Origin of the sequence: Rhodococcus opacus B4 (assembly GCF_000010805.1) — a bacterium.
Classification (GTDB): domain Bacteria; phylum Actinomycetota; class Actinomycetes; order Mycobacteriales; family Mycobacteriaceae; genus Rhodococcus_F; species Rhodococcus_F opacus_C.
On sequence record NC_012522.1, the window covers coordinates 252,246 to 267,173 of the forward strand.

Below are 14,928 nucleotides of genomic sequence, written 5' to 3' on the forward strand. Positions count from 1 at the left end.
TCAGCGCACCGAATGCGGCCGGTTCGCGCTGTCGTCGGGATCGGTGTCCCGGCCGGGGTCGGGCGCGGCGTGCCGCGGCCGGCGCTGCGTACGCGCGAGGTGCGGCGCGATCGCGGCGAGCGCGTCCGGCGTCGTCATCGTCCAGTGCGTCGCGTCCACCGGGTGTTCGTCGATCCTTCCGCGCACGTACGGGCCCCAGCACGTCACCGGGTCGACGTGGAAGCCGTCGTCGAGGGCGGCGGTGAAGAACACCAATTCGCCGTCGAACACCCTCGGACGGTGTGCGTCGATCAGGTCGGGGGCCTGCTGCGCGTTGCGGTAGATCCGGTCGAGTTCCGGGGCGGTGAGCGCCGCCAGCGGACCACCGACGACCCGCAGCAGAGCGGCCGCCCGCTCGGCGTCGAACTGCCCGTCCGGCGAGAGTTCGTCGAGAACCCCGTCTTCGGGCAGGTCCAGGCCGGCACCGCCGAGCAGATCCGCGGTGGTCGCGGTGTTCTCCACGCTGCGGTCGAGCCCGACGTAGCTGTCGAGGAGCCCGAGCAGACGCACCTCTTCGCCCGCCTCCTGCAACTGCACCGCCATCTCGTGAGCGATGACCCCACCCAGTGACCAGCCCACCAGGTGGTACGGGCCGTGCGGCTGGATCGAGCGGATCTCGCGGACGTAGCGATCCGCGAAGTCGGTGATGGTGCCCGGGTGCGGCTCGGCCTCGGTCAGCGCCGGCGACTGCAGCCCGTAGATCGGCCGGTCCTCGGTCAGTTCCCGGCTCAGCCCCGCGTAGCTCCATGCGAGTCCGATGAACGGGTGGACGCAGAACACCGGCTCCGCCGTCCCGCGGGTGCGGATCGGGAGCAGCACGTCGAGCGAGGCACCGGCGCCGGGCACTCCGTCGATCGCCGCGTTCTGGATACGTTGCCCCAGCGACCGCGGTGTGGGGTCGCTGAACATCCACTGCAGCGGGAAGTCGATGCCCAGCTCGGACCCGAGCGCGGCCGCGACGCGGGTGGCGATCAGCGAGTTACCCCCGAGGTCGAAGAAGCTGTCCGTGGCTCCGACCCGGTCGATTTCGAGGACCTCGCCGAACACCGTGGCGACAGCCCGTTCGGCCGCCGATCGTGGAGGCTGATACTCGGCGGCGGCCGAGCGGACTTCCGGTGCGGGCAGGGCCTTGCGGTCCAGTTTGCCGTTCACCGACAGCGGCAGGGTGTCCAGGTGCACGACGCGCGCCGGGATCATGTACGACGGGACTCGTGTCGACAGGTGTGCGCGCACGTCGGACCACTCGGCCGCGCGCCGTCCCACCAGGTACGCGACGAGCGCTTCGTCGCCGCGCTCGTCCCGGTGCACCACCACCACCGCCTGCACGACGTCCGGATGCGCCTCCAGCGCCGACTCGATCTCCCCCAACTCGATCCGCTGCCCCCGCAATTTCACCTGGAAATCCGTACGCCCCAGATACTCCAGAGCCCCATCACCCCGGCGACGCACCAGATCCCCCGTCCGGTACATCCGCCCACCCGCGACGAACGGATTCGCCACGAATCGGTCCGAGGTGAGGTCGACCCGGCCGAGATACCCCCGCGCCAACTGCTCACCCGCGAGATACAACTCCCCCGCCACCCCGTTCGGCACCGGATGCAACCGCGCATCGAGCACATGCACCTGCGTGTTCCACACCGGACGACCGATCGGGACACTGTGCGTGTCCGACTCACCGGTTTCCCAGAACGTCACATCGACCGCAGCCTCCGTCGGACCGTACAGATTGTGCAGACCCGCACCACTGACCCCCCGGAACCGCGACACCTGCTCCGGCGTCAGCGCCTCCCCCGAACAGAACACCAACCGCAACGAATCACACACCGCCACAGCAGGTTCGGCAGTGAACACCGACAACATCGACGGCACGAAGTGCATGGTCGTCACGTGACGTTCCTGCACCAGCCCAGTCAGATACCGCGGATCGCGATGTCCGTCGGGGGCGGCGATCACCATCGACGCCCCCACCTGCAGCGGCCAGAACAGCTCCCACACCGACACGTCGAACGTCACCGGCGTCTTCTGCAAAACAACATCCGCGCTGGTCAGCGCGTATTCGTGCTGCATCCACAGCAGACGGTTCACGATCGCACCGTGCGTGACCGCGACCCCCTTCGGACGGCCCGTCGACCCGGACGTGAAGATCACATACGCCGTGTTCGCCGCAGTCAGCGGCCGGAGCCGGTCCCGATCGGTGACCGGCGCGCTACCGTACCGGGAGAGGTCCTCGGATGCGATGTCGACGACGGGGACCGAGCCACTGTCGGCGAGTCCGGCGCCGCTGACCAGCACGCATGCGGGCCGTGCGGTGTCGAGTACGTACGCGGTGCGCTCGACCGGATGGTCGGGATCGATCGGCAGGTAGGCGCCGCCCGCCTTGACGACGGCATAGATCCCCACGAGCAGATCGATCGACCGGCGCATCGCCACCGCCACCACCGACTCGGGGCCGACGCCCTGCTCGATCAGCCGTCGCGCCAGCCTGTTCACGCGGGCGTCGAAGTTCGCGTACGTCAGCTCGTCCCGGTCGAAGACCACCGCGATCCGGTCGGGGTCCGCCGCCACCGCCGTATCGAACAACGAGGCGAGGGTTCCGGCAAGCACGGGGTGCGCCGTCGCGTTGGTGCCGGCGATCTGCTTCCGTTCGCCGCGGCCGAGGACGTCGAGATCGCCGACCGCGGTGTCCGGACCGTCGACCGCCGCCCGCAGCACCTGCAGGAACCGCTGCCCGAACACATGCGCGGACGGCTCGTCGAACAGGTCCGCGGCGTACGTGAGGCGGGCGGCGATCCCGTCGGGGCCTCCCTCGGAGTCGAACTGCTCCATCAGGGTGAGCTGCAGGTCGAACTTGGCGATGTCCACGTCGAGGTCGACACCACTCACCGACAGGTCGCCGAGTTCGAGGGACTCCTGGTCGAGGTTCTGGAACGTGAGCATCACCTGGAACAGCGGGTGCCGCCCGGTGGACCGCGACGGATTGACGACCTCGACGAGGCGCTCGAACGGGACGTCGGCGTGGGAGAACGCGGCGAGATCGGTCTCGCGGACGTCGGCGAGGAGTTCGGCGAACGTGCGCCCGCCGTCGACGTGCTGTCGCAGGACCAGCGTGTTGACGAACATGCCGATCAGGTCGTCGAGTTCGCGTTCGCCGCGACCCGCGACGGGGGTGCCGATGGAGATGTCCCCGGAACCGGCGAGCCGGCTCAGCAGCACCGCGAGCGCCGAGTGCACGACCATGAACACGGACGCGTTCGCGTCCCGCGCCGCACCCACCACCGTGCCGTGCAGATCGGCCGGCACGGTGAAGTCGACGGTGCCGCCGCGGTACGACGCGACCGCGGGACGCGGCCGGTCGGTGGGCAGATCCAGCTGATCCGGCGCGCCCGCGAGGGTCTGCGTCCAGAACGCGAGTTGCCGCGCCGCCACCGAGTCGGGATCGGTCTCGTCGCCGAGGAGATCCCGCTGCCACAGGGCGTAGTCGGCGTACTGCACCGGCAGCGGCGCCCAGTCCGGGCTCGTGCCCGCCGAGCGCGCCGAATACGCCGCCATCACGTCCCGCACCATCGGCGCCATCGACCAGCCGTCGCCGGAGATGTGGTGGACCACCACGGCGAGGACGTGCTCCGTCGCGGAGATCCGGAAGATCCGCACCCGTACCGGAACCTCCGCGGTGACGTCGAATCCGGTGGTCACCAGGTCGGCGATCAGGGCGGGTAGTGCGGCCTCGTCGGCCGCGTCGACGGACGTTTCGGCCCCGACCCGGTCGGTGGACAGGATCACCTGGTGCGGTCCGTCGGCGGAGTCCGGGTAGATCGTCCGCAGCGACTCGTGGCGGTGGAGGACGTCGGCGACCGCGTGCTGCAGTGCGTCGACGTCGAGGACGCCCGACAGCCGGACCGCCACGGGGATGTTGTGGACGGCGGAGTCCGGGTCGAACCGGTTGAGGAACCACATCCGTTGCTGCGCCGAGGACAGCGGGAGCAGTTCGGGGCGCACGGCCGGGGTCAGCGCCGGGCGGGTGGGTGCGGTCGCGTCCGTCGAGTCCAGCAGCGCCGCAAGAGCGCCGACGGCGGGCGCCTCGAACAGGGACCGAATCTCGACGCGCCGGCCGAGCGTCTCGGACAGCCGGGCGACCACCCGGGTGGCGACGAGGGAGTTGCCACCGAGGTCGAAGAAGTTCGCGGCGGTCCCGACCTGTTCGACGCCGAGCACGTCGGCGTACACGGCGGCGACGATCTCCTCGGTGGGTGTGGCGGGCGCGCGGTATTCGGCTGCCGCCGAAGCGAAGTCGGGCGCGGGAAGCGCCTTGCGGTCGAGTTTTCCGTTCGCGGTCAGCGGTAGTTCCGCGAGCACGACGAGGGCGGCGGGCACCATGTAGCTCGGCACCGCGGCGCCGACGTCGGCCAGCACCGCGGTGGGATCGACGGTCGAGCCGTCCTCGGGGACCACGTAGGCGACCAGGGCGGTTCCGGTGTGCGGGTTCCGGTGGGCGACCACGACGGCCTGCCCCACTCCTGCGGACCGAATGAGGGCCGACTCGATCTCGCCGAGTTCGATCCGGAATCCGCGGACCTTCACCTGGAAGTCGGAGCGTTCGAGATACTCGAGGACCCCCGTCGTGCCCCGGATGCGCCAGCGAACCACGTCACCGGTGCGATAGAGCCGTGCACCGGGTGCGCCGAACGGGTTCGCGACGAAGCGCTCGGCGGTCAGGTCGGTGCGGGCGACGTAACCGCGGGCCAGCTGGTCACCGGCCAGGTACAGCTCCCCGGCCACCCCGACGGGGACCGGGTTCAGCCGGGCGTCCAGCACGAAGGCCTGCGTGTTCCATTCCGGTCCGCCGATGGGGACGGTGTCGGTGTCGACGTCCGTGTGGGTCCAGGCGGTCACGGACACGGCCGCCTCGGTGGGCCCGTACAGGTTGTGCAGGGCGACGGAGGCGAACCGGCTGCGGAAGCGGGCGGCGGTGTCGACGGGCAGCGCCTCGCCGATGCACAGGACCCGGCGCAGAGTCGGCTGCTCCCCCGCATCCGGGATGAACGCCTCCAGCAGGGACGGCACGAAATGTGCTGTCGTGACGCGCTGCTGACGCATCAGGTCCGCCAGGTAGGCCGGGTCGCGGTGTCCGTCCGGGCGGGAGATGACGAGCCGGGCCCCCGACATCAGCGGCCAGAACAGTTCCCACACCGACAGGTCGAACGTCACCGGAGTCTTCTGGACGACCGCGTCGGTGGTGTCGAGCGGGTATTCGTGCTGCTTCCAGCGGAGTTGGTTCGCGATGGCGGCGTGCGACACCGCGACACCCTTGGGTCGGCCGGTGGACCCGGACGTGAAGATCAGATACGCCGTGTTCTCCGGTCGCAGCGGGGCGCGGCGGTGCGCGTCCGTCACCGGTCCGCGTGGGGAACCGGTGAGGTCGAGGGTGTCGATCTCGATCACGGGGACGTTCTCGGCGGTGAAACCGTCCGGGGACGTGGTGAGGACGCACACCGGGCGTGCCGTCTCCAGCACGTACGCCAGCCGGTCGGCGGGATGGCCGAGATCGATCGGCAGGTACGCGCCGCCGGCCCGCAACACCGCGTACATCCCGGCGAGCAGTTCGATCGACCGGTTCATCGCGAGCCCCACCACCGTGTCCGGTCCCACACCGGAATCGATCAGCCGGTGGGCGAGCGCATCGACGCGGCGGTCGAACTCGGAGTACGTCAGTTCGGTGCCCTCGAAGAACACCGCGGGGTAATCGGGTGTGCGCACCGCCTGGGCGGAGAACAGGTCGGCGAGGGTCGTCGGCGGCAGATCGACAGCGGTGTCGTTGAATTCGGCGATCACCGACTGCCGCTCGGCACCGCCCAGGAGGTCGATGGCACCGACCGCGAGGTCCGGATCCCGCACGACCGACTCGAGGATGCGGGTGAAGCGTTCGGCGAACGCCCGGACGGTCGTGTCGTCGAAGAGGTCGGTGGCGTAGGTGAACTGGGCCTCGATCACGTCCGGGGTGCCGTCGGCGTCGTGCTTCTCCGACAGTGTCAGATGCAGGTCGAAGGTGGAGATCGTGTTCGGCACGTCGAGTCCCTCGACGTGCAGCCCGGGAAGTTCGAGTGTGGCGGTGGCGAGGTTCTGGAACGAGAACGCCACCTGGAACAGTGGGTGGTGCGAGCGCGAACGGGCCGGGTTCAGCACGTCGACGAGGCGCTCGAACGGGATGTCCGAGTGCGCGAACGCGCTCAGATCGGTGGACCGTGCGACGTTCAGGCTGTCCGCGAACGAACTCGCGAGGTCGACGTGGGTGCGCAGGACCAGGGTGTTCACGAACATGCCGACGAGTTCGTCGAGGGATTCCTCCCCACGGCCGGCGATGGGGGCGCCGACGGCGATGTCGGATTCGTTGCTCAGTCGCGCGAGGAGTACCGCGAGCGCGGTGTGCATCACCATGAACAGCGAGGTGTTCCTGCCGCGCGCGAGGGTCAGCAGTGCGCGGTGGGTGGCGGCGTCGATGGTGAACGGCACGTGCGCGCCCCGGTGGGATGCGACGGCGGGCCGCGGCCGGTCGGTCGGCAGGGACAGCCGGTCCGGCAGCCCGTCCAGGGTGCGGGTCCAGTACGCGATCTGTTCGGCGGCAACCGATTCGGGGTCGGCCTCGTCGCCGAGGAGTTCCCGCTGCCACAGGCTGTAGTCGGCGTACTGCACCGGCAGCGGCGTCCAGAGGGGGACGTGGCCCTCGGTGCGGGCGGTGTAGGCGAGCATGACGTCGCGGGCCAGCGGGGCGAGCGACCAGCCGTCCCCCGAGATGTGGTGGGCGACCATGACGAGCACGTAGTCGTCGGCGCCGACGCGGTACATCCGCGCCCGCAGCGGCACGTCCGAGGTCACGTCGAAGCCCGTCGTCACAAGTGCGAGCACCCGTTCGAGGACGTCGTCGGGGTGCGCCGTCACCGGTGTCAGGTCGGGCACCGCGTCGGCGGCGGGCACGATCACCTGGTGCGGGCCGTCGCCGGAATCGGGGTAGACGGTGCGCAGTGCCTCGTGCCGTCCGACGAGATCGGCGATCGCGATCTGCATGGCGCGCAGGTCCACCTCGCCCGACAGCCGGAGTGCGACCGGAAGGTTATAGGCCGGTGACGCGGTGTCGAACTGGTTGATGAACCACATCCGCTGCTGGGCGAGCGACAGCGGAATGTGTTCGGGGCGCGCCCTCGCCGTCAGTGCGGGCCGCCGCGCACCGTGGGTGGTGGTCTCGGTGATCCGCGCCGCGAGTGCGGCGACGGTGGGCGATTCGAACACCTCACGGACCCCGACGTGGACGTCGAGGGCGGCGTTGATCCGCGACACCACCTGGGTGGCGAGCAGCGAGTTGCCGCCGAGGTCGAAGAAGCTGTCGTGGATGCCGATCTCGGGCAGGGCGAGGATGTCCGCGAAGATGCCGGCGACGATCACCTCCATCGGGTTCCGGGGCGCCTCGAATGTCGTGGCCGCCGCGGCGAAGATCGGTTCGGGTAGCGCGGACCGGTCGAGTTTGCCCGCCGGGGTGAGCGGCAGGGCGTCGAGGAGGGTGACGGACGCGGGCACCATGTAGGCCGGCAGGGTGCGGCCGACGAAATTCGCGACCTCGACCCGGTCGACGTCCTCCCCGGTGAACGGCAGCACGTACGCGACGAGGGAGGTCTCCCCGTTCGGGTGCTCGTACCCGATCGTGGTGGCGTACTCGATCTGCGGGTGTGCGGTGAGGGCGGCGTCGATCTCGCCGAGTTCGATCCGGAATCCGCGGATCTTCACCTGGTGGTCGGTGCGGCCGACGAAATCGAGGACGCGGTCCTCCCGCCACCGGACGAGGTCGCCGGTGCGGTACATGAGGTCGCCGGGCTCGCCGTACGGGTCGGCGACGAAGCGTTCGGCGGTCAGTCCCGGTCGTCCCAGGTAGCCGCGGGCCAGGCTCGGTCCCCCGACGTACAGTTCGCCCGGCACCCCGACCGGCACCGGCCGCAGCCGCCCGTCCAGCACGAGCGCCCGCACCCCGCGGCTCGGGCCGCCGATGGTGACCGGTTCGCCGGCGCGGAGGGGTTCGGTGATGGACGACATGATCGTCGCCTCGCTGGGGCCGTACGCGTTGACCAAGCGGCGCCCGGGCGCCCAGCGGGCGACCAGTTCCGGCGGGCACACGTCACCGGCGACGACCACCACGGCGAGTTCGTCGAGCCCGTGGTGGTCCACCGACGCCAGCGCCGCGGGGGTGGAGAACGCATGGGTGATGCGTTCCGCCGCGAGCAGTTCCGCGAGTTCCGATCCGCCGTAGATCGTGGGCGGCGCGATCACCATCGTGGCTCCCGCGCCGAGTGCCATCAGCATCTCGAACACGGAGGCATCGAAGCTCGGGGACGCGAAATGCAGTGTCCGCGAACGGGACGTGACGGCGAGCAGCTCACGTTCGTCGGTCACCAGGTTCATCAGACCGCGGTGCGTCACCGCGACGCCCTTGGGCCTGCCGGTCGATCCCGACGTGTAGATGACGTACGCCACCTGGTCGGACAGGATCGGCCGCATGCGGTCGCGGTTGGTGAGAGGCAACCGGGACTCGTGGGTGCAGCGCACCTCCAGTGCCGGGTCGTCGAGGAGCATCCACCGGATCGAGTCCGGGAGCAGTGCCCGCTTCGCGGACACCGTGATCCCGACCATCGCCCCGGAGTCCTGCACCATGTGCACGATGCGGTCGGCGGGATAGCCGGGGTCGACGGGTACGAAGGCGGCACCGGTCTTGGCCACCGCCCAGACGGCCACCACCGACTCGAAGGACCGCGGCAGCGCCAGCGCGACGCTGGTTTCGGGTCCCACTCCCCGGTCGACGAGCAACCGGGCCAGCTGATTCGACCGTTCGTCGAGGTCCCGGTATGTCAGGCCGGCACCGTCGAAGACGACGGCGAGACCGTCGGGTGCTGCGGCCACGGCGTCGGCGAGGATCTCGGGCAGCATCTGCACCGGTCGCGGGTCGGCGCCGCGGACCGGGGTCAGCGCCGCGTGTTCGTCTTCGCCGAGAACGGGGATGTCACCGATCGGCCGCTGCGGGTCGGCGACCACCGCCTCGAAGATCCGGCGCAGCCGGGTCGCGTACCCGGCGGCCGTGCTCTCGTCGAAAATGTCGGTCGCGTAGATGAGTTCGGCGTCGATGCCCGCGGGTTCGGCGGTGTCGTCGAGCCGCTCGGTGAGCGTGAAGTGCAGGTCGAACTTGGCGATGCTCGCGTCGAGGGTGAGCGGTGTCACCGACAGCCCGTCCAGTTCCAGTCCGTCGGCGGACACGGCCTGCACACCGAGCGCCACCTGGAACAGCGGGTGGTGCGAGGTGGAGCGGACCGGGCTCAGGACCTCCACCAGCCGCTCGAAGGGCAGGTCGGCGTGGGCGAACGCCTCGAGGTCGACGGTCCGCGTCTGCGCGAGCAGCGCCACGAACGACGCTCCCGGATCCAGCGTCGTCCGCAGGACGAGGGTGTTGACGAACATGCCGATGATGTCGTCGAGTTCGACTCGGCCGCGGCCGGCGACGGCGGTGCCGACCGCGATGTCGGCGGTGGTGCTGAGGCGTCCCAGGAGGACGCTGAGCGCGGCGTGGGCGACCATGAAGAGGCTCGCGCCGTGCGCCCGTGCGAGCTCCGTCAGGGCCCGGTGTGTGCCGGCGTCCAAGGTGAAACGGGTCGCCGCACCGCGATGGGTCGGCACCGCGGGCCTGCCCCGGTCGCCGGGCAGGTACAGCTGGTCCGGGACACCGGCGAGGGCACGGGTCCAGTAGTCCAGTTGGGCGGCGGCGAGGCTGCCCGGCTCGGACTCGGAGCCGAGCACCGTCCGCTGCCACAGCGCGTAATCGGCGTACTGCACCGGCAGCGGCGCCCAGGTGGGTGGGTGGCCCGCGGCACGGCTCCCGTAGGCGATCATCACGTCGCGGATCAGAGGTTCCATGGACGCACCGTCGGCGGAGATGTGGTGGACGACGAGGGCGAGCACGTGCTCGGCGGGGCCGAGCGAGTACACCTTCACCCGCAGCGGCACGGCCTCGGACACGTCGAAACCGGCCAGGAGGAACTCCTGGAGATCCGCGCGCAACCCGGTCTCGCTCACGTGGACCGGTGCGACGTCGGGGGTGAAGTCTCCGGGCTCGAGAATCACCTGGTGCGGCCCACCCCGCGAGTCGGGGAAGACGGTCCGCAGCGATTCGTGCCGGGCGATCAGGTCACCGATCGCCGCGGCCAGCGCCGCCGTGTCCAGCGATCCCGTCAGCCGGACCGCGGCGGGCAGGTTGTAGGCGGGCGAGGACGTTTCGAATTGGTTGAGGAACCACATCCGCTGCTGCGCGAGCGACAGCGGTATCCGGCCGGGACGGACCGCCGCCGTCAGCGGTGCGATCGCGGTGGACGGACCGTGCTGGTCGAGCCGCCGGGCCAGGGCCGCGACGGTGGGGGCGTCGAACACGTCGCGGATGGCGATCCGCGTCTGCGTCGCCACACCGATGCGGGTACTGAGTTTGGTGGCCGACAGCGAGTTGCCGCCGAGTTCGAAGAAGTTGTCGTCGACACCGACGCGGGAAACGCCGAGGAGCTCGGCGAAGACGGCCGCCACGACGCGTTCCGACTCGGTGCGCGGCGCCGTGTACTCCGCCTTCCCTGCGAATACCGGTGCGGGCAGGGCGTTCCGGTCCACCTTGCCGTTCGGCGTCAGCGGCAGTTCCGTCAACGGGACCAGCAGCGACGGAACCATGTAGGAGGGCAGGCTGCCCGCCGCTTCGGCCAGGACGGCGTCACAGTCCAATGCGACTGCGCCGCGCGGCACGACATACCCGACCAGGTGCTCACCGGTGTGCGGATCCGAGTGCGGGACGACGACCGCCTGGTCCACGTCCTCGTGCCGGAGCAGCGCGGAGACGATTTCGCCGAGTTCGATGCGGAAACCGCGGACCTTCACCTGGAAGTCGGTGCGCCCGAGGTACTCGAGCCGGCCCGCCGCGGTCCAGCGGACGAGGTCGCCGGTGCGGTACAGCCGCGCACCCGACGTCGAGAAGGGGTCGGCGACGAAACGTTCGGCGGTGAGGTCGGGGCGGCCCAGGTATCCGCGAGCGAGTTGGACCCCGCCGAGGTACAGCTCTCCCGCCACCCCGGCGGGGACCGGGCGGAGACGGTCGTCGAGAACGAGAGTGCTGGTGTTCCAGACGGGCAGGCCGATCGGGACGGTGTCGGAGTTGTCGGACCGTGCCGCGAAGAAGGTGGTGGTCACCGCCGCCTCGGTGGGTCCGTACGTGTTGTCGATCTCGGCGGGATGGGACGCACGGAAGTCGTCGATCGTCTCCGGGGACACCGCCTCGCCACCGACCAGCACGTGCCGCAGCGCGGGCATATCCGTCAGTCCGGGGCCGGAGGTGAGGGCCGCCAGCATCGCCGGCACGAAGTGCACGACGGTGACGCCGTGCGTGCGGACGATCTCCGCGAGGTACTCGGGGTCGCGGTGGCCGTCGGGATCCGCGATGACGAGGCGGGCGCCGGCTGCGAGCGGCGCGAAGCACTCCCACACCGACACATCGAACGTCACCGGGGTCTTGAGCAGCATCGTGTCGGCGGTGCCGAGCGCGTACTGCTCACGTAGCCACTCGAGTTGCGCCGTGATCGCCGCGTGCGAGACGGCCACGCCCTTGGGCCGTCCCGTGGATCCGGACGTGAAGAGGACGTACGCCGTGTTGTCCGGGCGCAGCGGCGCGATTCGTTCGGCGGCGCGGATCGGCTCCCCGCCGAACTCGGCCGGGTCGAGGGCGTCCGGCGCGATTGCCCGCACTCCGTGCCGGGTCGCTCCGGTCTGCCTGAGCAGTTCGCTGCTGGTGAGCACCAGGGACGCGCCGGACTGTTCGACGATGTCGCGGTTGCGCTGCTCCGGTTGGCCGGGGTCGAGTGGGGTGTAGGCGCCGCCGGCCTTCACCACGGCGTGGACCGCGACGAGCAGGTCGAGCGACCGCGGGATCTCCACGGCCACGACGGCGTCGGGGCCCACCCCGTCGGCGATGAGCTTGCGTGCGAGGCGGTTCGCGCAGGCGTCGAATTCGGCGTAGGTCAGAGCCGTGTCGCGCCAGCGCACGGCGGGGGCGCTCGGGGTTGCCCGTACCTGTTCGTCGAGCAGACCGACGAGGGTGGAGTGCACCGTCTCCCGTGTCGCACCGTGGGACTGAGCGAGGAGACGCAGCCGGGCGTCGTCGCCGAGCAGGTCGAGGTCGCCGACCGGGGTTCGCGGATCGTGGGCCAGTCCGGACAGCACCCGGACGAAGGACTCGCCGATCCTCGAGGCGGTGTCTGCGTCGAAAAGGTCCTTGGCGTAGCCGAGTTCGAGGTCGAGGCCCGCCGGATTCCCGTCCTCGTCGTGGCGTTCACCGAGCACGAAGTTCAGGTCGAACTTGGCGATCGGCGACTCGATGTCGAGTGCGGACACTTCCAGTCCCGGCAGTTCGAGCGTCGGGGTCTGCAGGTTCTGCAGCGCGAGCGCCACCTGGAACAGCGGGTGGAACGCGGTCGAGCGGGTCGGGTTGATCGCGTCGACGAGTTGCTCGAACGGCACCTCCACGTGGGAGAACGCCTCGAGGTCGACGCGCCGGACCTGTTCGAGCAGTGCGGCGCCCGTCGAGTCGGGGTGTACGTCGGTACGCAGCACCAGCGTGTTGACGAACATGCCGACGAGCCCGTCGAGGGACTGCTCGCCGCGGCCCGCGACGGACGTTCCGACGGCGACATCCGGGCCGGCCCCCAACCGGGACAGCAGTGCGGCCAGCGCGGTGTGGACGACCATGAACAGGCTGGCGTGGTGTGCGCGCGCCAGTTCGTGCAGTTGCCGGTGGAGGTCGCCGTCCAGGGTCAGTCGCGCCGTGCCGCCGAGGTTCGACGGGGCCGGTGGGCGGGGGCGGTCGGTGGGCAGTGCGACCTGATCCGGCAGTCCTGCGAGTGTCCGCTTCCAGTACGCGATCTGACTCGCGGCGAGCGACTGCGGATCGTCGGAGTCACCGAGCAGGTGCCGCTGCCACATCGCGTAGTCCGCGTACTGCACCGGCAACGCGTTCCACACCGGGGCGTCGCCGGCGGTCCGGGCGGCGTAGGACGTCATCACGTCGGACGCGAGAGGGATGAACGACCAGCCGTCCGCGGAGATGTGGTGGACGACGAACAGCAGGACGTGCTCCGACCGGCTCTCGCGGAACAGGTGGACCCGCAGCGGCAGGTCGGTGGTGACGTCGAACCCGGCGGAGGCGTGGCGCAGGATCGCACCGGAGAGGTCTTCGCCGGACAGTCGGGTGGGCGTGAGGTCGAGGGGGATCGACTCCACCGGAACGATCACCTGGTGCGCACCGTTCTCGGTCGCCGGGTAGACGGTGCGCAGTGCCTCGTGCCGGGCAAGGACGTCGCCGAGTGCGGTGCGCAGGGTCGCGACGTCGATCCGGCCGGACATGCGGAGCGCGAGCGGAATGGTGTAGGCGGCCGCGGTGGTGTCGAACTGGTTGAGGAACCACATGCGTTGCTGTGCCGGCGACAGCGGGATCGTGGCGGGTCGCTCACCGGCGACGAGGGCGGGCCGCTCGGCCGTCGTGTCGGACGCTGCGGCGGTCGCGAGTGCGCGCACGGTGGGGTTGTCGAACAGTGTGCGGACGGAGATGCGTGTTCCCAGTGCCGAACCGACACGGGAGACGACCTGGGTGGCGGACAGCGAGTTGCCGCCGAGGTCGAAGAAGTTGTCGTCGAGGCCGATCGACGGCTCCCCCACGACGTCGGCGAAGACGGCGGCGATCGCCTGCTCGGCCGGGGTCTGCGGTGCCGTGAACTCGCTCCGCTGCGCGAAAACGGGTGTGGGCAGGGCGTTGCGGTCGAGCTTGCCCGCCGGGGTCAGCGGCAGCGAATCCAACACCATGATCGACGACGGCACCATGTACCCGGGAAGACGCTCCCCCACGAACTCCGACAACACCCGGGAATCGACCTCGGCTGCCGGCGCCGGCAGCACATACGACACCAGCCGATCATGACCGGAACCGTCGTCGAACCCGATCGTGTGCGCGAACTCCACCACCGGATGCGCGGTCAGCGCCGCGTCGATCTCACCCAACTCGATCCGGAATCCCCGGATCTTGACCTGAAAATCACTGCGCCCCAGAAACTCCAGAACCGGCGGCCGGTCCGGCGCGGTCACCCACCGCACCACATCCCCCGTGCGATACATCCGACCACCGGACCCGAACGGCGACGCCACAAAACGCTCCGCCGTCAACCCCGACCGGCGCACATACCCCCGAGCCAAACTCGAACCGAGAACATACAGTTCACCCCGCACCCCCGCCGGAACCGGACGCAACCGGGAATCGAGCACAACGAGATCGACACCCACGGTCGGCGACCCGATGGTGACCGGCTGCCCCGGTACCAACGGACCCGTCGCCGACGACATGATCGTCGCCTCACTCGGACCATATGCATTCACCATCACCCGGCCCGGAGCCCACCGCGCCACCAGCTCCGGCGGACACACATCCCCGGCCACCACTACCGTCGTCAGAGAATCCAGACCGCGGTGATTCACCGACGCCAACGCCGCCGGCGTGCAGAACGCATGCGACACCTCCTGCTCGGCCAGGAACTCCGCCAACTCTTCGCCACCGAAGATCGTGGTCGGCGCCACTACCAGCGTCGCCCCCGCACTCACCGCCATCATCAACTCGAACACCGACGCATCGAAACTCGGCGACGCGAAATGCAACACCCGAGACTCCGACAACACCCCCAACCGAACCCGCTCATCCGCAGCAAGATTCACCACACCCCGATGCGAAACCGCCACACCCTTCGGCCGCCCCGTCGAGCCCGATGTGTAAATCAGATACGCCGGATGATC

Annotated in this window: 1 protein-coding gene (cut by a window edge); it reads right to left on the reverse strand. The window is 70.1% G+C overall.

All coding sequences use genetic code 11. The annotated features are described in order from the left end of the window. A protein-coding gene (locus ROP_RS01200; protein ID WP_050785029.1) for a non-ribosomal peptide synthase/polyketide synthase crosses the window boundary here: on the reverse strand, window positions 1-14,928 show its 3' portion. The gene runs 14,610 nt beyond the window's last position; 14,928 of the gene's 29,538 nt are visible here — the last part of the coding sequence; its start codon lies beyond the right edge, outside the window; its stop codon occupies window positions 1-3.